We start from the raw sequence: 23,395 nt of genomic DNA, 5'->3' as shown, positions 1-23,395 counted from the left end.
TGGATGCTTATCGACCAATATTGCGTAGCGCATTGCCTTTCATTAGATTCTCTTCTATCTGCTCTAATGAAACATTTTTTGTTTCTGGGACAAAATAGAGCGTGATAATAATAAATACAGCATTTAACCCAGCATAAACCCAGAAAGTATTCGTATCCCCTAAAGTCGATAGCAGTGTTAAGAACGTAGCACTAACGATCATATTTGCTACCCAATTTGAGGTAGTTGAACAGGTGATACCGAAATCACGACCTCTCAGTGGTTGTATCTCAGAACATAAGACCCACATAATCGGCCCCGCACTCACGGCAAATCCAATAATAAAGATAAGTAAAAAGGCAATACTACTATATTGGATTAGAACGGTATGCGTATCAAAAGAGAGCAAGTAGGCGAGTAAGCCGATACTGATTGCCATGACACTAAAGCCAAAGATCAATAATTTTTTACGGCCAAAACGGTCAACGATTGAGATGGCAAAAATGGTTGTGATGACGTTGACTAAGCCAATAAGAACTGTGCCATACATTTGTTGGGTGGTACTTTCAAACCCCGCTAATGAAAATATTTTAGGGGCATAGTACATAATGACATTGATACCTGTCAGTTGCTGCATAAATTGCAGAGCAATACCCAAAAATACAGTACGTCGGAAATTACTGTTATTTTTAAATAAACCGAATCCCGATTGCTTGATCTTTAGGCTATTAAAAATATCATCCAGCTCTTGGATCGCTTCATTTTCTGATTTTCTTAATTTTAATAATATAGTTTTAGCATCATTCGATCTATTTTTACTGGCAAGCCAACGGGGGCTTTCGGGTAAAAAAGTGACGCCAATAAAAAGCAAAACAGCAGGGATAGCTGTGATCCCTAACATCCAACGCCAAGCATGATCATAACTAAAAGCGGTATCAGAAATAAATGCAAGTAAGATACCTATTGTAATCATTAATTGATACATAGATATCATTCCACCACGGATCTTTTTCGGTGCGATTTCTGATAAATAAGCTGGAGTTGTGAATGAAGAAATACCAATTGCGAGTCCTAATATGACTCGCGAAATAATAAGTATATTGGCATTAGGGGAAAAGGCGGAGCCTAATGCACCAATAATAAATAATATTGAACTGATCAGTAAACTCTTTTTTCTACCACTTAAAGATGATAACCAACCGCTAATGATAGCGCCGGCTGCGGCACCAAACATCATTGAGCTGACAACCAGTTCTTGCTGGGTTGATGAGATATCAAACTGTTGACTAATAAAGGGAAGTGCACCAGAGATAACCCCCGTATCTAAACCAAAGAAGAGGCCTGCGAGTGCTGCCAGTAAACCGACAAAGATAACCATAAGACTTGTTGAGGTATTATTCTTAACCATTATTATTAGTCCTTTATTGCAAAGTTGGATTATTAACTCAGTTATCTGTCCTTTAAAAAAGATGAAACTAAAATTTATGCTAACGTGATATTTGTTTATTTTCAACAGTCGATATATTTAATATGAACTTTAATGAAGTAATATTCAAATAATTATTAACATCATAGAATTGATTATCTATATTTGATGGGCTTTTAATGATGATTGTTTTTATGAAAATGAAATGAAAGTTAATTATCTGTTAGATAAGTTATTAAGATTAAATATAAGAAATAAAGAAAACTAACTCAGTGTAAGTTAGTTTTCTTTAATTTAATCAAATAATGACAGGGATATAATAATTTAATTCTTTAAGATAGAGGCGTGAGTTTTCAATAAACTCTTTATAATCGGGCGTAGACTTTAAAACATAGTTTTCAATGTCACAGCCTTCACCCCGAGCAATATCCATACTCGCAAGTACTTTTCCATATACGGTATAGATAATGTCGTTGTAATCAATACCGTGGAGTTCATCACACGTAAACTTAATTTGTAGATAATCGCCAGCAGGGAGAGTTATGCTTTTAAGATTAGGGGTAGGGGAGTCAACACCACTTTCTTCAAAGGTTGTGGTATAGCAGAATTGCCCCTCTTGATCATTGATAGAATCAACACCGTGGATAGCATACATATTGGTTGTGACACACTGAGCTTCATTGATAAAGTCTCTCCAATAGTAGCGTCTCAGCTCTTGGGTTTTAAAATTCCATTCATTGATGCTTTTAGTATAGCGATGCTGTTTACCGATAACCTTAACGGGATCTAATTTGGTTAGGCTGACCTTAACGCTGAACTCTTTACTTTCTCTTAGTGGCAGGCAAAAACCTTCAATTTTCCATCCGGTACGTTTGCGGTATTCAGAAGGGGTGATATTGAATTGTTTTTTAAATGCACGACAAAATGTTTGCTGTGAATCGAAACGATAGCGTAAAGAGATATCCATGATGCTATCATTAGTTAGCCTCAATGCCACGGCTGAGCACGATAATCGTCTAGCACGAATGTAAGAACCGAGAGCAAGTCCTGTTTGGTTTTTAAATAGGCGCTGAAAATGCCACTTGGTGTATCCTGATTTTTCGGCAACAGTATCTAAAGACAGGCGTGACTCTAAGTTTTTTTCGATCCAGAGAATCATTTCTCTAATAACACTTTCCTGAAGCATGATGACCCTTTTAAATTAACTTTGCCCAAAGTATAAAATCATAACTGGCTAAAAATTGGACTTTTATACTAGACAGATACATCCCAGTCGGTATCAGGATAGCATGCCGACTGAGAATTTTTTTAAATAGTTGTGAAGTTAAGTAAGTTTCTCGTTAAATTGACCTTAACCAAAATGCCTAGATTAATCTAATTCATAGGGTCATAAATTGATAGATTCGATATTCCAAATTTGTGAGGCATAGTCTTGGATTGTTCTATCAGTAGAAAAAAAGCCCATATTACAGATGTTTTTTGCTACCTTAGACTGCCAAGATAATGGGTCTTGATATAAATTGTCGACTTGTTCCTGTGTATTGATGTAACTACGATAATCTGCAAACAATAAATATGGGTCACCGCCATCGAGCAAGCTGTAGGTTAAATCTTGATAAAAGTTAGGAACGTCAGGTTTAAAGTAACCCTGTGCTATCTGGTCTATCACTTGTTTCAGTTCAGCATCATTTTCATAATACCAACGTGGATAGTAGTAATTCTGCTTGATTTGTTTTACTTCATCGATGGTATGACCAAAGATAAAAATATTATCGTGGCCAACATGTTCGCGTATCTCAACATTTGCCCCATCGAGTGTACCGATGGTCAATGCACCATTTAGTGCGAATTTCATATTACCGGTTCCGGAGGCTTCTGTACCTGCAAGTGAAATCTGCTCGGAAAGGTCGGTGGCCGGAATTATTTTCTGAGCTAGGCTTACTCCATAATCAGGAATAAACACCACTTTCAAGCGCGAACCGATACGCGCATCATTGTTGATAACCGCAGCAACGTCATTAATGAGGTGGATGATTTTTTTTGCCGCGCTATATGAGGAGGCGGCTTTGCCTGCAAAGATCACCACGCGGGGCACCCAGTTGTGCTCTGGATCCGCTAATATTCGATTATAACGAGTGATGACATGCAGTAAATTTAAGAGCTGCCGCTTATATTCATGAATACGCTTGATCTGTACATCAAATAAGGCTTCAGGGCTAACCACAATTTGTTGTGTCTGGGCAATAAAACGCGCTAATTTATTTTTGTTACTGTGTTTAACTTGTTGCAGCTTATCTAAAAATTGAGGGTAATCCATCCACTGCTTCAATTCAGTCAATTGAGGTAAATTAACTAACCATTGTTGGCCGATATAGCTTTCTATAACCGAAGTCAGCTCTGGGTTAGCAATAGCTAGCCAACGTCGCGGTGTCACGCCATTGGTGATGTTGCAGAATTTATTAGGGAAAATTCGGGCAAAGTCGGCAAACAGAGAGTCGGTCATAAGTTGACTATGTAACTCAGAGACGCCGTTGACTTTATGGCAGATAATAGCCGCCAGCCACGCCATTCGCACAAGCTGCCCATACTCTTCATTAATGATGGAGACACGACGCGGCAATTCGTAATCTTGCGGAAACTTTTGGCTCACATGTTGCAAAAATTCGTCATTAATTTGATAAATGATTTGTAGATGGCGCGGCAGAATTTTACGGATCATCTCGACAGGCCAAGTTTCTAAAGCTTCACTCATCAGCGTGTGGTTAGTATAAGAGAACACGTTTTGTGCTAATGCTAAGGCATCCTGCCAACTGACTTGGTGTTTGTCGACTAATAGACGAATTAACTCAGGAATGGCAAGAACAGGATGGGTATCATTTAAATGAATTGCCACTTTGTCAGCTAAGTTATCCCAACGTTGGTAAACCAACCAATGGCGGTGAAGTATGTCTTGCACAGATGCAGAAACTAAGAAGAACTCTTGTTTTAAACGCAGCTCTTTGCCTGAATAGGTTGAATCGTTTGGGTAGAGGACGCGAGAAACGTTTTCAGACTCATTTTTTTTCTTAACCGCGGCATAATATTCGCCATCATTGAAAATTTGCAGATCAAATTCATCGCTAGCTTTGGCACTCCATAAACGCAGGGTATTTGTTGCCTCAGTATTATAGCCAGGAATAATTTGGTCATAAGCGACAGCGATAATATCGTTCGTTTTTACCCACTGATAGCGGCCCTCTTCTTCGGTCACATGGCCTTCAAATTGGATTTGGTAGCGATTTTCTGTTCGAGGAAACTCCCAAGGGTTGCCATGAATCAGCCAATCATCAGGGGATTCGATTTGTTGTCCATTACGAATGGTTTGTTTAAACATGCCGTATTCATAACGAATACCATAACCACATGCGGGGAGATTCAGGGTTGCGAGAGAATCGAGAAAACATGCGGCAAGGCGGCCTAAGCCGCCATTACCGAGGCCGGGATCTGTCTCTTGCTCTAACAATTGCTCAAAATCAAAGCCAAGCTCAGCCACGACTTGGGTTAGATCCTCATACATATTCATTGAAATTAATGTATTAGATAATGATCGACCGAGTAAAAACTCCATCGATAGATAGTAAACCTGCTTAAGCTGCTGTGAATAGGTTGCACGGTTCGTCGCCATCCATCGGTCAACGATCCGATCGCGAGCCGCCAGTATGATGGCTTCTAACCATTCTCGTTGTGTCGCAATATAAGGTTCTTTGCCAATCACAAATTTTAATTTATAGATAATGGAGCTTTTTAGTGCTTCTTGTGTCACTAGTGGCGAATGACATTCGTAAACAAAATGAGTGCTCACAATCTTATTCCTTATTGTTATGTAAATTATCTAACATCTCTTTTGTGACGAGAACGATACCTTGTTCTGTGCGATAGAAGCGTTGGCTATCTTCTTCAGGGTTTTCGCCAATAACGGTATTTTCTGGAATGACGCAGCCTCTATCGATAATACAGCGGCGTAAACGTGATGAGCGCCCAATATTCACTCCGGGCAGTAAAATAGAAGATTCGATATTACAGAATGAATTAACTCTCACGCGAGGGAATAACACAGAGTGTATGACAATCGATCCTGAAATGATACACCCCCCCGCAACAAGTGAATTCATGGTCATGCCATGGCTTCCCGAGCGGTCTTGGACAAATTTTGCAGGTGGTAAAGGCTCCATATAAGTACGGATAGGCCAGTTGCGGTCATACATATCTAACTCAGGGGTTACCGAGGCAAGATCCAGTGTTGCTGACCAATAGGCTTCTAATGTTCCGACATCGCGCCAGTAAGGAGGAACATCGGCATTGCTGGTGACACATGAATATTCAAAGGGATGAGCGAGAGCTTCTCTTCTGGCCACTATTTTGGGAATAATATCTTTACCGAAATCATTACTGGAACTCGGGCAAAGGCTATCGTCTTCTAACATTTTGTAGAGGTAATCACTGTTAAAAATATAGATCCCCATGCTCGCTAAACATGAATCAGGCGAATCTTTTAGTACCGGCGGGTCTTGTGGTTTTTCATGGAATTGGGTTATCCAACGATTCTCATCAATTTCCATTACACCAAATTGATGGGCTTCCTCTTTTTTCACTTTGATGCAGGCAACGGTAAATTTTGCATCATTGTTAACATGATCGAGCAACATGCGTGAATAATCCATTTTATAGATGTGGTCACCCGCAAGGATCACAATATATTCTGCACGATAATTACGGATAATATCCATATTTTGATAGACCGCATCGGCCGTGCCTTTATACCAATGGTCGGTAATTTCGCGTTGCTGTGCAGGTAGTAAATCGACAAACTCATTCATTTCTTCATTAAAAAACGACCATCCTCTTTGGATGTGTTGTACTAATGAATGAGATTGATATTGGGTAATAACACCAATTCGTCTAATACCCGAATTTAGGCTATTTGATAATGCAAAATCGATAATACGAAATTTACCACCAAAATGAACAGCAGGCTTGGCTCGTTTACTCGTTAATCCTTTAAGGCGAGTACCTTTACCTCCAGCAAGGATCAAAGCAACGGCCTTTTGAGGCAAATGACGAGCTAACATCATCATATTATTCATATCATTTTGAGACATACCTTAGAACTCTCCAAAATAAGCAAACTGTTATTTAAAGATTTCCCTATTGGTGTATACCTTTCATATTTCAAGTTTTTGTTCTTTTGAACTCAATGACTTAACTATTATTTTGTCCGCCATCTACTGTTATTCAAAATATTCAAGTATAGTAAAACTTAATATAATCGTTTATTGATTACTTTTAATCTAAAAAAGATGACTTTTTTTATTTTTTTATATTACTTACATTCAATAATATACTAGACTTTAGAAATTTAAATATGACTTTAAATGTTTTTCTTTTTTGGAATAAAATTAGTCCTAAATCAACTGACATAAAATGTCATAATTAGTAACAATAAAGTTATTTATCTTAATAATAATATGGCGATAATCTTATGAATGTTTTTAAAGAGTGATTATATAATTTAATAAATAAAAATAATAAAACACATAAAAACCACATAAAACTTACATGTATAAAATTCTTAAAAAGACGGTTTAATGCTGAATAATACGAAGTTAGGATACACATTTTTTGTGATTAATGTCACAATAAATATCTAGGGATAAAAAGATCTATTTTAAAAATGTCCTTATGATTCACTGGATTATGTTTTATGGTTGAAATTAATCATTTAGTGCTATTCATAATTCGATGAGTTTTTTGGCGTCATTTTTTAATTTAAATCAATTAATTTATGGAAGCAGAATGCTAATTTACGCATCGTCAAAACTAACTTTACTTAATTTATTTTTTTAGGGGGTTATTATGCAAAAAGATAATATTGCAAAACTACTTGGTATCAAAATTCGTAAACAAAGAGAAAGTCATAAAATGACGTTAAAACAAACGGCTAGACTAATTGGCGTTTCTGAAGATGAGATGACTCGCTTTGAAAGTGGTGAAAGCTGTATCGATGTCGATTCTTTATTCCAATTTGCCTGTTTATTTAACTTGGAGTCAACGACGTTTCTGTATGGTGTTGTTAACGTTAACCTAGGTACACGCTGCACCATTCATTAATAGGCGTATGATACACTCAGGGAAGGCTATAAAATATCTTGTAAACACCGTCAACAAAAGCACCAAATATCAACATAGAGAGATACTATGAGAAAGTTAATCGGACCGGAAGGAATGACAGAGTCATTATCTTTTTTGGCTCTATTTCTTCCGGCCTTGATTGTTAATTAAGTAATTATACTGAATAGTTTGATTTTTATTATCAAAAAATAATCAACAAGGTTATTATTGAATACATTATTGATTTAGGTAGATTATAAATTCACTTATCAAATAAACTGATTTAATTCCAATTGATTTAAAATCGATTCAGTTATTTTATTGATATCAATTAATTGTGAGTTTATGACGATTTTGTTTGTTTTATGTGGATTTAAGATGAAATGGTCAAGCTGTTTTATAATCAATGAATTTTCGTTAATTATTGAGAATTGGTTATTAGACATTAGAAAATTCTCAAATTGGAGATCATGATGGCATTGCTTAAGGGATAATTTATCAGAAACATTCCCTGTATTAAAAAACAGTTCTAGCGAGGCTAAAAAGCCATTGCTGTCTTTTAAATTAATCATAAGCACATCACCTTTTTCAATGTGTGAAAATGGACGAGAATATTGAATTGAGAGGGAATCAAATTTAAATTCAGGCAGTAAATTAAGGAGCAGCGATACTTTTTCTGCAATTAATGAACGCAATGTCTCTTTGGAAAGGCAATCCATTTTATCAATTTGACGGTGGGCGGATAAGCGCAATAAACCACTATCACGAGTACTCTTATTTGATAAGATTGATTTCATTTCATCATACTGGTGAGAAAAACGAAGCAGGCTATTTTGGCAGATATTAACATCGTTGTATTTAGCTAATTTGAGTAAATTAACTAACTCATTGGTTCCATAATTTGGAACATTATTGAGTAAAATATTTTTTCCTGAATTAATCGCAGATTGAATAATAAACTTTAATAGCTCTTCACCGCATAGGGATGTCACGATAATTGTATCAACCGCATCATTGTCGATGAGATGCTCGATTTTTCTTTTTTGGCAAATAAAGTATGCAGCTGAAGGTATCGGTGAATCTAACGAACAAACGGAGTTGAGTTGACAATGATGTTGGCTATGCAATATCGCTTCTGTGTACCATGTATTGTGCGTGGGGGAGCCTATGAGGCCAATACCTGTCTTATTTAACGAGACAAGCGCATGCTGCTCTTCAAGTAAGCGAAGGTGGCCAAACAAATAGAGAAAATGTGTATTCATTACCAAGCTCCTCACCGAAAGGTTAGTTTCAGGTGTTTACATAATCTCAACATAACAGTGTGAAATAATAATTTCATTATTATTTTTATTGAAATTCATGTTTTCTGATGAGTCTCACAATTTTTAAAGACACTGGTAATAGGCTTAGATTTCATCCATGAGTGGTGATTAATAGCATCAAGAAACGAGGTACAGGTTAGTGAGTTTGGAGATTGCCGAAATTGAGGAATATTGAAAGGGAAGGGGAATCGATACCGCTTTGTAATGTTCCGGGCTAAGTCACAACGGAGGTATTTGTGTCCAAAGCCCGTCTTAAGATTAAACTAGCTTACTGCCTTGGCGATAAGCCAGTGCAACAGTGAGTGATTGCGCAAGACACAAGGTTGCTGACTGGGAACGGAAGGCATCAACTTGGGCTTCTTTGATCACAAAACAGACATCACTAAAACTAGCGAGTGGGCTGATTTGGCTATCTGTGATAACAATCTGCTTTGCGCCAGTTTGGGCGGCTTTTTCGCTCACCATAATGGTTTCTTCTGCATAAGGTGTGAAACTAATAGAAACCACAACATCTTTTTCGTTAATTCGGTTGATTTGCTCTTTGAACATACCACCAAGGCCATCGATCAATTGTGGACGGCACTCTAAGTGGCTAAGGGCATAGCTAAGATAGGTTGCAACGCTGAACGAACGACGTAACCCAATGATATAGACATTTTCTGCTTCGGCTAATAGGGTGACGGCTTTTTCAAGATCTTCAGCGGGGGTTCTCGCTGCCATTTGTTGTAGCGCTTGCGCATTTGAGTGAGCAAACTCTTTTAAAATCTGAGCAGGATCATCACTCAGTTCTTGGTCGCTATCCATTTCACGAAATAAACGGGCGCGATCGGTGTAACTTGCCGTTTCTTCCACTAAATTCATACGAAATAACTGTTTCATTTCGTTAAATCCGCTGAAATTAAAGGCATTAGCGAAACGGATTAAGGTAGATGGTGGAACATTGGCTTCCTTAGCGATGACAGCAACTGTATCAAAAGCCACACTATTTGTGTTATCTAAAACATATCGTGCTACTTGCTGTAGCCGTTTACTTAGTTCATCGTAACGGGAACGAACTTGCTCCTGAAACTCATTTAAATTCGATGCAGTTGACATAAAACCTCCGTGACTAGGCTATTGATTGTAGTTATTTTCAGCCGTTAGTCGAATTTTTTTGAAAAACTAATCCAACTAAATGGAATAATCAATTCATATTGCTTTTTATCTGAGGGCTGATTAAAACGATTTTTGAAACCAGTGTCTTTATCTTCAATCGACAATTTCATAAAAACTCAGTCTGGATCACATAAATTGAATGTTATTTCAGTTTTAGTTGAAAATGAAATGAATATTTCATATATCTTTAGCAACAAGGTAACTCTATCAGCTAAAGAGAGGCAACATGCAACAGATTCAGAATTTCATTGGCGGTGAACTTGTATCCAGCCAAAGTGGGCGTTTTGCACCCGTATATAACCCTGCAACCGGTGAACAAACAGCTCAAGTTGTGTTGAGCAGTGCTGCTGAAACTAAACAGGCAATAGAGGTTGCCCATAAAGCCTTCCCTATGTGGTCAAAGCTGTCTCCACTAAAACGTGTGCGTATCCTATTTAAATTTAAAGCGCTGCTTGAAGAGAATATGGATGATTTGGCGCGTTTAATTTCGAAAGAGCACGGTAAAGTATTTTCAGATGCTGTCGGTGAATTAACTCGCGGTCTGGAAGTCGTTGAATTTGCTTGTGGCATTCCACATTTACAGAAAGGTGAACATTCCGCCAATGTGGCAACCGGTGTTGATAGCCACTCCTTAATGCAGCCGTTGGGGGTATGTGCTGGCATTACGCCATTTAACTTCCCTGCGATGGTGCCTATGTGGATGTTCCCAGTCGCATTGGCAACGGGCAACACCTTTGTCCTAAAACCGTCGGAAAAAGATCCATCACTCGCTATTGAATTAGCAAAACTATTAAAAGAAGCGGGTTTACCCGATGGTGTTTTTAACGTTGTTCAAGGCGACAAAGAGTCCGTTGATGTATTGCTTCGTGCACCTGAAGTTCAGGCGGTCAGTTTCGTGGGGTCAACACCAATCGCAGAGTACATTTACACAACAGCCTCAGAGCATGGCAAACGTTGCCAAGCACTAGGTGGTGCAAAAAACCACTGTATCCTAATGCCTGACGCAGATATGAACCTGGCGACAAATGCGATTATGGGGGCGGCGTTTGGTGCGGCTGGTGAGCGTTGTATGGCATTATCCGTCGTGCTTGCTGTTGGTGATGAGACCGCAGATACACTGATTGCAAACTTGAAACAGCAAATCGCTAAAATGACCGTAGGTCCGGGTATCGTTGATGGTAAAGAAAATGATATGGGGCCTGTGATTTCAGCACAGCATAAAGCAAAAATTTGTGACTATATCACCAGCGGTGAAAAACAAGGTGCTAGCCTGTTAGTTGATGGACGTGATTTCAAAGTGGCAGGTTTTGAAAATGGCTACTTTGTAGGGCCAACTCTGTTTGATAATGTCACTCCAGACATGGACATCTATAAAGATGAAATTTTTGGTCCAGTACTCGCCATTGTGCGTGTTCCAGATTTTGAAACAGGTCTGAAACTGATCAATCAACATGAGTATGGCAACGGTACGGCTATCTTTACTCGTGATGGTGAAACGGCTCGTGAATTCCAAGAGAATGTGATGGCGGGGATGGTGGGTATTAACATACCAATTCCAGTTCCGATGGCTTTCCACAGTTTTGGTGGCTGGAAACGTTCTATCTTTGGACCGCTGAATGTTCATGGAAATGATGGTGTACGTTTCTATACACGCATGAAAACGGTTACCAGCCGTTGGCCTGCAAGTGTCCGTCTGGAACATCATGAAAGCAGTTTCACAATGCCAACTATGGAATAAATGGAGCCCCATATGAATAAGCAGACAATGACCACAGCTCAGGCATTAGTTAAGTTTCTTAACCAACAATATGTTGAGGTTGATGGCGAGCAGTATCCGTTTATTCAGGGAGTATTTACCATCTTCGGCCATGGTAACGTAGTAGGTTTAGGGCAGGCGCTAGAAGAAGCGCCTGGACACCTGCAAGTTTATCAAGGATGCAATGAACAAGGGATGGCGCATATTGCTACAGGGTTTGCGAAACAGAAAAAACGCAAGCAAATTTGTGCAGTGACATCCTCTGTTGGGCCGGGGGCAGCAAATATGGTGACGGCGGCTGCGACAGCGACCGCGAATCGCATCCCTCTTTTATTGCTGCCAGGTGATACTTTCGCAACACGTCAGCCTGATCCAGTATTACAGCAAGTTGAGCAATATGGTGATGGCACGATCAGTACGAATGATTGTTTCCGGCCTGTTTCGCGTTATTGGGATCGGGTATCTCGTCCAGAGCAATTGATGTCAGCGATGATCAATGCCATGCGTGTCTTAACCGACCCGGCAGATACGGGAGCGGTAACAATCTGCTTGCCACAAGATGTTCAAGGTGAAGCTTGGGATTATCCGGACTATTTCTTTGCTAAACGTGTTCATCGCATTGAACGTCGTCCAGCGACAACCGTGAGTTTAGAAGAAGCGGTCAGTTTAATTCGTAGCAAGAAAAAGCCACTGTTAGTCTGTGGGGGTGGAGTGCGTTATTCCGAAGCGCATGATGCCTTCCGTACTTTCGCGGAGCACTATGCAATCCCATTTGGCGAAACTCAAGCAGGTAAAAGTGCCATTGTGGCAAGCCACCCTTTAAATGTGGGGGGGATTGGTACAACAGGCGGCCTAGCCGCGAACCTACTAGCAAAAGAAGCCGATTTAGTGATTGGTGTGGGAACACGTTTCACTGACTTTACTACCGCATCAAAGTCGCTGTTTAGTCACCCTGATGTACAGTTTTTGAATATTAACGTTGCTGAGTTTGATGCCTATAAGCTCGATGCCTTAAAAATTATTGCAGATGCAAAAGAAGGGCTAACGGCACTGGATGCTTTATTACAAGGTACTGGCTATCAAGCACAGTGGGGTGAGCGTATTCAACAAGCTAAGCAACAGTGGCAATCTGAGTTAGATAGATTATTCTCGATTCAATATAGCCCATTGAATTTTGTGCCAGAAATAGCGGGTCACCTTGATGATAAATTAGAGGAGTATCGTGAAGCGCTTGGTACAGAGTTGGCACAGACTCGCGTCTTGGGGCTAATGCAGCGCCATATGGAAGATGATGCCATCGTTGTTGGTGCAGCAGGGTCATTGCCGGGAGACTTACAGCGTATTTGGTTACCTAAGCATCCTGATACTTATCATTTGGAATATGGTTATTCATGTATGGGGTATGAAATTGCTGCTGCCATTGGCGCAAAAATAGCAGCCCCGGAACAACCTGTTTATGCGATGGTCGGTGATGGCTCCTATTTGATGCTACACAGTGAGTTACAAACGGCTATCCAAGAAAACGTGAAGATCACTATTCTGTTATTCGATAACGCAGGTTTTGGTTGTATTAATAATCTGCAAATGAGTCAAGGCATGGGGAGTTTCGGAACGGAAAACCGTCATCGTAACCCACAAACAGGGCAAATGGATGGTCCATTAGTTAAAGTTGATTTTGCTAAAAATGCCGAAAGTTATGGGTGTAAGAGTTATCGCGTACATGATGAAGCTCAATTGATCGCCGCAATTGAGGATGCTAAATCGCATTCAGGTTGTGTATTAATTGATATCAAAGTACTCCCTAAAACGATGACTAACGGTTATGAAGCGTGGTGGCGTACCGGAACAGCGCAGGTCGCGAAGAAACCGGAAGTGGTTGCCGCAGCAGATAAAATCAAAGACATGGTTGCTAACCGAGTACGGCAGTACTAAATCATTACTCTGTAGGGAGGGTAATGGGCTAAATGCTTTAGCCATCTCTTTGCATCACTCAAAATAAGTTGAAATATGCTTGTTTAATAAGGGGAAATAATCCGCCTTAGCCAATCGGCACATTGAAATATTGAGAGCGGTGATGAGCTCTAATCAGACAAGATCAGGTTATTTATCGGGAAGTTTGCATGGATGCAGTGGTTGTTATTTGACGATTAAAGTGGTTGACGTCATTAGGTTATTTCTTTTTACCCAGCGAAAGCTGGGTTTTTTGTTTATCCATTTTGGGCATTGAAGGTTAAAAGCGATTTAATAAAATGATGAGCGTCGGCAAAGCAATATGATTTAGGTTGATGTATCACGGCAAGTGTTAACTCGTTTTACCGAGTGCGAGAAAAAACGCATTTTGGTGAAGGTATGAAGTACTCGTTGGTGAAATGGCAACAACAATTCAAAGTCGAAAAGTCGTTTTTTTGGCATAAAGTGGCGTAACTCTTTTCACTTCACATCTTAAAGCTGTTCCTTTGATCGTTGGTCGTTCAGTTCGCTGGGAGCTTATCTTGTGCCATATTTATGGTTTTAGCGGGGGGAACTCACGTCGACTCTTTCATTTTATCAGGAAAAAGGCAGTCAAAATAAAAGGAGTCGCTGTGACGAAATGATAATTAATGAAATGAATATTCTAAAATATCCGTTAAGTTGAATATCTCCCGTTATTAACCTTACTCTAATTGTGACTATCGGCATGCTCTAAAGGCTAATTGATTGAGTTTACATTGTTATTTTGTGATCAGAATAACACTAAAAATCCACTTTATTATAGCAATTGTTATCTAGTCCTCAAAAACATAATTTTCAATTAATTATAAATTGAAATGAATGTTTTATTTGTTATATTTCATCATATCCTAATAGTGGATTTATCGCCTCAAGGAGCATTTCAATGTTCAATATAGCACTATTTGGCGCAGGACGTATCGGGCAGGTTCATGCTGTCAATATTGCCGGCCACAAAGAAACTACACTTTACTCTGTGATTGACCCTTACCAACCTAATGCACAAGCATTGGCTGAGAAGTACCAAGCGAAAGTTCAATCTACAGAAGAAGCGATGCAGGACCCAAATGTTCATGGCGTTCTGATTGCTTCTGCAACGGATACCCACGCAGATTTAATTGAACTTGCTGCAAAAAATAAGAAAGTGATTTTTTGTGAAAAGCCGGTGCACTTAGATCTTGAGCGTGTTAAAGCGTGCTTAAAAAGCGTTAAAGAGCATAATGTACCTCTCTTTATTGGCTTCAACCGCCGCTATGACCCACAATTTCGCCACCTGAAAAATTTATTCGAACAAGGCGCAATTGGTAAAGCTGAATCTTTAATTATTACATCACGGGATCCATCACCTCCACCAGCGGAATACGTTAAGGTTTCCGGTGGTATGTTCAGAGATATGACAATTCATGACTTTGATATGGCTCGCTTTATGATTGGCGAAAACCCATGCTCAGTCTATGCACAAGGTAGCAATGTCGTTGACCCTGCAATAGGGCAAGCAGGGGATATTGATACCGCGTTTATTATTTTGAAATTTCCATCAGGAGCCATGGCAACCATCTCTAATAGCCGTCGTTCAGGTTATGGCTATGACCAACGTATCGAATTACATGGTGAAAAAGGGTTGTTAACAGCAGGGAATATCAAAGAAAACAGCGTTGAGTTTTTAAGTGACGTTGGTTGCTTATCCGCAAAACCTGAATTCTTCTTTTTGCAGCGTTACCACGAAGCGTATAAAGCAGAATGGGAGCATTTTGTCGATATCCTTGCAGGCCGTGCTGAATCAGAGACAACAGGTACAGATGGTGAATTGGCGCTTTACTTAGCAGACAAAGCCCTTGAATCACTAAAAACAGGCAAAGAAATTCAACTTTAGTTTTAAATACCTCTTGTTTACCGATTACTAAATAAAAAGCGGGAAATGCCATTCCCGCTTTATCAGTCACCTTACATAAATTTATGCGCTAATTATAAATAGAAAGGCTTGGGGGTACTAATGCTGGCTCTACTTTCATTTATCGGCTTTACCTTATTGGTTGCTGGGATTGCTTATTATAAAACCCGAAATGCACATTTGACCTCGTCTGCCGAGGGCTATTTTTTGGGTGGCCGTTCCATGACTGGCCTGTATATCGGTGGCTCTATGCTACTGATGAATTTATCTACTGAACACCTTGTGGGACTAAATGGTTTATCTTTCCGAACCGGTTTTATTGTAATGGCTTGGGAAGTTATGGCGGCATTAACCATTGTGTTATTCGCTATTTATTTTTTACCGAAATATCTTAAATTAGGTATTTCGACTATTCCGGAATATTTAGAGCGCCGTTTTGATAAAAACACCTTATTAATTACCTCTATTTTATTCCTCGCAATGTATGTGATTTCATTGCTACCTATTGTGTTATATACGGGAGCTATTGCTCTTGAAAGCTTATTCCAAGTTTCACATGTTTTTAATGTCGATAAAACAACCGCCCTGTGGATTATGGTATGGGGAGTTGGTGGTTTAGGCGCTATTTACGCCATTTTTGGTGGTATTAAGGCGATCGCGATTGCAGATACTGTGAACGGCGCAGGTTTGATTATTGGCGGTCTATTAGTGACAATATTTGCCCTGATTTATGTGGGAGATGGCAACGCTTGGGCTGGATTAACTGAAGTCTATCAATCACATCCAGAGAAATTTAACTCCATTGGTGATGAAGATTCACTCGTACCGTTCTCAACTCTATTTACAGGGTTAATTGTTTCAAATATGTTTTTCTGGTGTACTAACCAGTCAATTGTCCAAAAATCATTGGGCGCTAAAAACTTAGCGGAAGGGCAAAAAGGGGTGATGCTCTGCGCGTTCTTTAAGTTGATCATCCCATCAATCATTATTTTACCGGGTATTATTGCATTCCATATTCTTAATGGCGAAATTGATAATCCAGATAACGCTTATCCCGTCTTAGTACACATGGTTCTACCTGAATTCTTAGTTGGATTCTTTGCCGCGGTGGTGGTTGGTGCAGTTTTCTCAACATTTAGTGGTGGTTTGAACTCTTCAGTCACTTTATTTACGGTTAATATTTATAAAGATCGTATCAATAAGAATGCGACAGAAGCTCAGACGGTTAAAGTCGGTAAATATTTGGGGATCGCTTTAGCGCTGGCAACCATGATTATAGCTCCTTTGGTTGCTAATGCTCCTGATGGCCTATTCTATTTAATTCAACAATTACAAGGTATCTTTAACGCACCTATTTTAAGTGTGGTGTTAGTTGGTTTGATGACTAAGCGTGTTCCTGCCATTGCTGCAAAATTAGGTTTATTGTTTGGTATGTCTGCTTACATCATTTGTAACTTTATTTTGGATCTAGATATCCACTTCTTCCATTTAGTGGGCATTTTGTTTGTCGCAAATATCCTCTTTATGCTGACTATTGGTTACTTCTTCCCGGGTAAACCTTATGAAGATGTTTATACTGAACAGGTTGATATCTCACCATGGCGTTTTGCGACTCCTGTTGCTTGCTTGATTGTACTAGGCGCTATCTCAATGTATGTCTATTTGGCTCAAGGTGCACCAAGCTATGTCATGATTGGTTACTATATTTTTGCCGCTATCCTTTTAACCTTTATTATTTATAAATTCTCAAAGGCGTGGTTAGTGGGTAAAACTCAGTCGGTTAATGCATAAAGGAGAGTGACGTATTATGGAGCCATCACTTATCCCGATGGTTAAGCAGTTTATCTCACAGCGTGACCCATTTGATCGCTTAGATGATATGCAGCTAGACCAATTAGTAAATAGCGTTGAAATTAGCTATTTGACTCAACGGGAAGTGTTGAAGCCGCACCAAATTGCTGGTCAAGGTTTATATCTGGTAAGAACGGGGGCGGTGGAACAACGTTATGAGGATGGCTCCTTAAGAGCAAGGCTGGGGTCTGGGGATGTTTTTGGGTTCAGTGTGTTAAACAAAACCCCAGAATCCCCCGGTGAATACCAAGTGATCGCTATAGAAAACACATTGCTTTATTGCATCCCTCGCGACTCGTTGTTGTTAGCGATGGAACAAAACCAAGCGGTTCGCCATCATTTTGCTTGTGAGGAAGGGCAGCGATTAGCATCACGGCCCAAAATCGATAACCTCACAGAAGATAGCCTGTTGTACTTAAATCCAGTCTCCTCCATTGAAAATGGCAATATCGTCGTGATTACACCCGGCACAAGTGTTCAAGATGCAGCTCAAGAGATGGTGCGAAAGCACCGTTCATCGGCATTAGTCATGGATGGGGAGACATTACTCGGGATCATTACCGATCGTGATCTGACGAAGCGGGTTGTGGCTTTAGGGCTGGATATTAAAACCCCCGTCAGCAAAGTGATGACTGAAAACCCAATCACCATTGCAGCCAATGCTCCTATCATTAATGCCATTGAATTGATGATGCAGCATAACATTCGTAGCTTACCAGTGATGACAAACCACCGTATCACTGGTGTTTTAACTGCAACGAGCTTAGTGCAGAAAAACAGCATGCAAGCGGTGTATTTGATTAGCCGCATTTATCGCCAAGAGAGCCTTGCTGAATTAAAAATGCTTGGGATACAAAGGCAAGCTGTGTTTGAGTCTTTGATTGAATCCGGTGTTCAATCACACACTATTCAATTAATGATGACATTAATTGCTGATGCATTTAATAAGCAATTGTTAAGGCTGGCGGAACGAGAGCTAGGAGAGCCTCCCTGTGACTATTGCTGGTTTGCCGCAGGTTCACAGGCACGACAAGAGATGCATTATCTTTCAGACCAAGACAATGGGATCATTTTAGCGCGTGAAGTGACTAAGGAGGAGGAGGGCTGGTTTAGGCAACTGGCAGAGTATGTCTGCTATGGTTTAGACGAGTGCGGCTATTCTCTCTGTCCTGGGCATATTATGGCGACCAATCCCAAGTGGTGTAAGCCGTTAACACAGTGGCAGACCTATTATCAACAGTGGCTCAAAGAGCCTGAGCAACTGGCCTTATTAAACATTTCAGTTTTTTTAGATATTCGGTTTCTTTATGGTAGCCAAGTGCTGTTTAACTCATTGGTGCGTTCAGCAGAATCACATTTAAAAGGAAGTAAGCGGTTACTTTCAATGTTGGTCGCTAATTCAACGCGCATAAATCCACCTTTAGGTATGTTTAGGCAGTTTGTGTTGGTTAAAAATGGCGAAAACCACAGTGTCTTTAATATTAAAAAGCAAGCCGTTAATTTATTAGTGGAGCTTGCACGAGTTTACGCATTAGAAGCTGGTATTTTTACGCCATCAACCTTGACTCGGTTTGAAGTGGCGCGTGATTCAGGCATTATCAGTGCAGCGTCTTGCCAAGAGTTAACAGAAGCTTATTTGTTTATTAATCAGGTGCGATTTGGCTGCCAGCGCAGGGCATTGTTAGCCGGAGATGCGTTATCGAATTTAATTGTGCCTCAGCGGCTCACGCAATTTGAACGAAATCATTTGAAAGATGCGTTTCGTATTATAGCTCGCACGCAAGAAGCGGCGGAACAACGTTATCATGCTAAAGGTGTGATGAAATGATAGGTTCAATGCTGTGTTACCATCAGCCATTGGCGCGTTTAGCACGTCGCCGTGCGAAATTATTGCGTTCACCCCAACTACCGAAGCTATTGCAGGCAGCCTTACAATCACCGATACCGAGCGAGGATAGTTTATTAAAAACCCAACAAATTCTGTCGATTGATTTAGAAACTACAGGGTTAGATCCTGAAAAAGATAGAATTTTAAGTATTGGGATGGTGACCATTGCAGATAGCAAAATCCTACTCAAAAGCGCCCAACACTATTATGTGAATGATAACGAACCGGTGAAAGCAGAAACGGCGGTGATTAACCACATTACGCCGGAACAGCTCAGCGATGGGGTATCGTTGCCTCACGCCATTGCATCATTTTTACATGAAGCAAAAGGTAAGTGTATTTTGGCGCACGGCAGTGCGATAGAACATGCTTTTCTTTCTAAGGCATTGAATATCAAAGAACTCCCTTTGCTCTGGTTTGATACGCTTAACATTGAAAAAACGTTACTAAGCCATAAGAATATTAATCGTAATGATTTTAGTCTGTCAGCCTTAAGAAGCCGTTATCAGCTACCCGATTATGATGCCCACAATGCGCTCTCTGATGCTATTGCTACAGCAGAACTCTTTTTAGCACAATCTAAAGTGATTTACCCTTCCCAACATCCTGTTATTAAACAGCTCTATAAGCGCTCACAATAATATTTATAATGATTTTTTGAAATTTTCATTTCATTTTTAACCCTTTTTTATTTCATTCGTGAGATCAGATATAAAGAATATTATTTTTATTTCTTTATATATTAACTAATTACACAAAAAATTAAGGCTAGATCACATAATGAAATTAATATTTCTCGTTTTGTTGAAAATGAAATAAATATTCCGTATAAAGTCAGTATCAAATAAAAACATCAGGCACAGACATCGGGCTAGCTTGCGCTACACATGATGAGTTGCACGAAGGGAGAATACAGAATGAAAGAAATCCGCATTGGTCTGATTGGTACTGGCTATATTGGTCGTGCTCACGCAATAGCTTATGCGCAAGCGCCGACTGTTTTCCCATTAAAAGGCAAATTGGTTCGCGAAATGATCGCGGAAGTCACGCCTGAATTAGCCGAAGCACGTGCTAAAGAGTTGGGCTTTAATCGCTCAACGGATGATTGGCGAAAATTAGTTGCGGACCCAAACATTGATGTGGTCGATATTTGTTCACCAAACTTTTTGCACAAAGAGATGGCGATGGAAGCAATTAAGCATGGCAAACATGTTTATTGCGAAAAACCATTAGCCCTCAACTCTGACGATGCGAAAGAGATGGTGGCTGCCGCTGAGAAAGCTGGTGTGAAAACCTTAGTGGGTTTTAATTACATGAAAAACCCAACGGCACAATTGGCAAAAGAGATCATCGCTAATGGTGAGATTGGAGAAGTTATTCATTTCTACGGCACTCATAATGAAGATTATATGGCAGATCCTAATGCACCAATCCATTGGCACTGCTTTAAAGAAAAAGCCGGTTTAGGTGCTCTAGGTGATTTGTCAGCCCATATTGTCAACATGGCGCAATTCTTAGTCGGTGATATTGAAACGGTATGCGGTGATATGGAAATTGTCATTAAGCAGCGTCCAGAAAAGGCCGGCTCGTCAGTGATGGTCGATGTGGAAAACGAAGATCAGGCTCATGCCATGGTTCGTTTTGCGAGTGGAGCGATGGGCGTTATCGAAACTTCACGGATCGCGGCAGGGCGTAAAATGGGGTTAACCTATGTGGTTACGGGTACTAAAGGGACTTTATCCTTCACCCAAGAAAGAATGGCTGAGCTAAAACTATACCGCCATGATGAGCCTTCCAATCGCCAAGGTTTTAAAACAATTTTAGTTGGTCCAGAGCATCCTGACTATGCACCTTTCTGTAATGGCGCAGGGCATGGTATTGGGTTTAATGACCAAAAAACAGTTGAAGTCCGCGATTTAATTGATGGTGTCGCGACCGGTGAAAATATGTGGCCTGATTTTGAAGAGGGCTGGAAAGTGTCGCGTATTCTCGATGCTATCGCACGTTCTTATGAAGAACAGCGTTGGGTTAAAGTCACTGAAATCAATTAATTCTGTTCAAGGGGTAATTAATGGATAAGCAGAAGAAGTTAGATGTTATCTGCATGGGCCGTATCGCCGTTGACCTTTACGGACAGCAGATAGGTGCACGCTTAGAAGATATGAGTAGCTTTGCTAAGTATCTCGGAGGATCTTCAGGGAACGTTGCGTACGGAACAGCAATACAAGGCTTGAAGTCATCAATGTTGGCGCGTGTTGGTGATGAGCACATGGGACGTTTTATCCGTGAAGAATTACAGCGGGTAGGTTGTGATACTAGCCATCTAATTACGGATAAAGAGCGATTAACTGGGTTAGTGATCTTGGGGATCAAAGATGAAGATACTTTCCCTCTGATCTTCTACCGTGAAAACTGTGCAGATATGGCTATCACGCCAGATGACTTTAGTGAAGAGTACATTGCATCGGCACGTTGTCTGGCGATTACAGGCACCCATTTATCACACCCTAAAACCCGAGCAGCAGTGTTAAAAGCCCTAGAATACGCGAAACGCAACGGGGTGAAAACGGCGATTGATATCGATTACCGTCCAGTACTTTGGGGACTCACTTCATTAGGGGATGGTGAAACCCGCTTTATTGAATCGGACAAAGTGACAGAACAGCTGCAAGAGGTTTTATCGTTATTTGATCTGATTGTCGGAACAGAAGAAGAGTTCCATATTGCAGGTGGCTCTACCGACACCATTCAAGCACTAAAAAATATTCGTCAATTGACCGGCGCTGAACTGGTGTGTAAACGAGGTGCACTTGGATGCTCAGTATTTACTGATGCAATCCCAGACACCTTGGATGAAGGTATTACTGTCAAAGGGGTACGGGTTGAAGTCCTGAATGTATTGGGAGCAGGTGACGCCTTTATGTCGGGCTTACTTCGCGGTTATCTCAATGGAGAAGGTTGGGAAAAAGCCTGTACTTATGCCAATGCGTGTGGCGCGCTGGTGGTTTCTCGTCATGGCTGTGCACCGGCGATGCCAAGTCAGCTTGAGTTAGATAACTATCTTGAGCGTGCGGCGGTTGTACCGCGCCCTGACTTAGATCCGATGTTAAATCACTTACATCGTGTTACGACTCGTGCAACACAGTGGGAAGAGCTGTGTGTCATGGCTTTTGATCATCGAATTCAGTTCGTTGATATGGCTCGCGCGGCGGGAGCTGATGTTTCATGTATTCCTTATCTGAAAAAATTGATTTTCCGTGCCAGCCGTGAAGTCGCGGAGGAAGCAAACTTACAAGGTAAAGCGGGGCTACTGTGTGACAGTACATTTGGTCAAGACGTGCTAAATGATGTGACGGGACGTGGTTGGTGGATTGGGCGTCCAATTGAACTACCGGCTTCAAGACCGCTGTGTTTAGAGCACGGTAATATTGGCTCACAGCTAGTCAGTTGGCCAAAAGAGCATATTGTGAAGTGCTTAGTTTTCTTCCACCCAGAAGATAACCATCCACTACGCCTTGAGCAGGAAAAAACGGTACAAGAGGTCTATAGCGCTTGTTGCCAATCCGGCCATGAACTACTGCTTGAAGTTATTCTACCGGCTGATATGGAACGTAATGACGAACTATACCTCAGAGCCATCAAACGCTTCTATAACCTTGGTATCAAGCCAGATTGGTGGAAACTGCCGCCATTGAAAGCCGAGAATTGGGATGAAGTGGATAGATTGATCCAAGAGCGAGACCCTTACTGCCGTGGTGTCGTGTTACTGGGTCTTGATGCGCCACAATCAGAGCTAGAAGCGGGTTTCAATGCTGCTGCTGGGAAATCGATTGTAAAAGGGTTTGCAGTAGGTCGCACCTTATTTGGTAAACCTTCTCTCGCATGGATGAAAGGTGAACTGGATGATGACGCGTTAGTGCAGACCATTAAATCTAATTATCACAACCTGATCGCCTTATGGCGTCAGCGTAAATAATTTTACTCTTACCTA

General features: G+C 40.5%; 15 protein-coding genes. 9 read left to right on the top strand and 6 right to left on the bottom strand.

Annotated elements, in window-relative coordinates:
* Window positions 1–7 precede the first annotated feature (7 nt).
* From PR675_RS04880 to glgC, 4 genes are all read right to left on the bottom strand, one after another.
* Entirely contained in the window at window positions 8–1,387 is a 1,380-nt protein-coding gene (locus tag PR675_RS04880; RefSeq protein WP_004922142.1) for a sugar porter family MFS transporter, read from the bottom strand.
* A gap of 316 nt (window positions 1,388–1,703) precedes the next feature.
* Complete coding sequence (locus PR675_RS04875; RefSeq protein WP_004922140.1) at window positions 1,704–2,591, bottom strand: helix-turn-helix domain-containing protein; 888 nt, start codon at window positions 2,589–2,591, stop codon at window positions 1,704–1,706.
* A gap of 201 nt (window positions 2,592–2,792) precedes the next feature.
* Window positions 2,793–5,246 (bottom strand): glycogen/starch/alpha-glucan family phosphorylase, encoded by a 2,454-nt coding sequence (gene glgP / locus PR675_RS04870; protein WP_060560855.1) that lies wholly within the window; start codon window positions 5,244–5,246, stop codon window positions 2,793–2,795.
* A gap of 4 nt (window positions 5,247–5,250) precedes the next feature.
* Window positions 5,251–6,543 carry a glucose-1-phosphate adenylyltransferase gene (gene glgC / locus PR675_RS04865; protein ID WP_004922133.1) on the bottom strand — a complete coding sequence of 431 codons (1,293 nt, stop codon included), beginning with the start codon at window positions 6,541–6,543 and terminating at the stop codon, window positions 5,251–5,253.
* Between the two features lie 754 nt (window positions 6,544–7,297).
* Here glgC and PR675_RS04860 point away from each other — a divergent pair.
* Window positions 7,298–7,552: a helix-turn-helix domain-containing protein gene (locus PR675_RS04860; RefSeq protein WP_272582697.1), complete on the top strand. Its 255-nt coding sequence runs from the start codon at window positions 7,298–7,300 to the stop codon at window positions 7,550–7,552.
* A 269-nt stretch (window positions 7,553–7,821) separates the two neighbouring features.
* Here the strand turns inward: PR675_RS04860 and PR675_RS04855 are convergent, their stop codons facing one another.
* Complete coding sequence (locus PR675_RS04855; RefSeq protein ID WP_036941230.1) at window positions 7,822–8,814, bottom strand: hypothetical protein; 993 nt, start codon at window positions 8,812–8,814, stop codon at window positions 7,822–7,824.
* 318 nt (window positions 8,815–9,132) lie between these two features.
* Window positions 9,133–9,969 carry a MurR/RpiR family transcriptional regulator gene (locus PR675_RS04850; RefSeq protein WP_004922124.1) on the bottom strand — a complete coding sequence of 279 codons (837 nt, stop codon included), beginning with the start codon at window positions 9,967–9,969 and terminating at the stop codon, window positions 9,133–9,135.
* Between the two features lie 286 nt (window positions 9,970–10,255).
* Between PR675_RS04850 and PR675_RS04845 the strand changes: the two genes are divergently transcribed.
* The 8 genes from PR675_RS04845 to PR675_RS04810 all read left to right on the top strand — a co-directional run bounded on the left by PR675_RS04845 (window position 10,256) and on the right by PR675_RS04810 (window position 23,380).
* Complete coding sequence (locus tag PR675_RS04845; RefSeq protein ID WP_060560856.1) at window positions 10,256–11,767, top strand: CoA-acylating methylmalonate-semialdehyde dehydrogenase; 1,512 nt, start codon at window positions 10,256–10,258, stop codon at window positions 11,765–11,767.
* 12 nt (window positions 11,768–11,779) lie between these two features.
* Complete coding sequence (gene iolD, locus PR675_RS04840; RefSeq protein ID WP_014656440.1) at window positions 11,780–13,717, top strand: 3D-(3,5/4)-trihydroxycyclohexane-1,2-dione acylhydrolase (decyclizing); 1,938 nt, start codon at window positions 11,780–11,782, stop codon at window positions 13,715–13,717.
* Between the two features lie 943 nt (window positions 13,718–14,660).
* Window positions 14,661–15,647, top strand: coding sequence for an inositol 2-dehydrogenase (gene iolG, locus PR675_RS04835; RefSeq protein WP_004922108.1), 987 nt, complete (start codon window positions 14,661–14,663; stop codon window positions 15,645–15,647).
* Between the two features lie 120 nt (window positions 15,648–15,767).
* A complete protein-coding gene (locus PR675_RS04830; RefSeq protein WP_004922104.1) occupies window positions 15,768–17,456 on the top strand; it encodes a solute:sodium symporter family transporter in 1,689 nt (562 codons plus the stop codon).
* 16 nt (window positions 17,457–17,472) lie between these two features.
* Window positions 17,473–19,344 carry a DUF294 nucleotidyltransferase-like domain-containing protein gene (locus PR675_RS04825; protein WP_060560857.1) on the top strand — a complete coding sequence of 624 codons (1,872 nt, stop codon included), beginning with the start codon at window positions 17,473–17,475 and terminating at the stop codon, window positions 19,342–19,344.
* Window positions 19,341–20,045 carry a 3'-5' exonuclease gene (locus PR675_RS04820; protein ID WP_004922098.1) on the top strand — a complete coding sequence of 235 codons (705 nt, stop codon included), beginning with the start codon at window positions 19,341–19,343 and terminating at the stop codon, window positions 20,043–20,045. The genes PR675_RS04825 and PR675_RS04820 overlap by 4 nt, the downstream gene beginning before the upstream one ends.
* A gap of 276 nt (window positions 20,046–20,321) precedes the next feature.
* A complete protein-coding gene (locus PR675_RS04815; protein WP_014656438.1) occupies window positions 20,322–21,455 on the top strand; it encodes a Gfo/Idh/MocA family protein in 1,134 nt (377 codons plus the stop codon).
* Window positions 21,456–21,475: 20 nt separating this feature from the next.
* Window positions 21,476–23,380: a bifunctional 5-dehydro-2-deoxygluconokinase/5-dehydro-2-deoxyphosphogluconate aldolase gene (locus PR675_RS04810; RefSeq protein ID WP_004922090.1), complete on the top strand. Its 1,905-nt coding sequence runs from the start codon at window positions 21,476–21,478 to the stop codon at window positions 23,378–23,380.
* The last annotated feature ends 15 nt before the right edge of the window (window positions 23,381–23,395 follow it).

Origin of the sequence: Providencia sp. PROV261 (assembly GCF_028477945.1) — a bacterium.
Lineage (GTDB): Bacteria > Pseudomonadota > Gammaproteobacteria > Enterobacterales > Enterobacteriaceae > Providencia > Providencia stuartii.
Note: the sequence above shows the minus strand (reverse complement) of the source record. Positions and strands in the feature narration are given on the sequence as shown.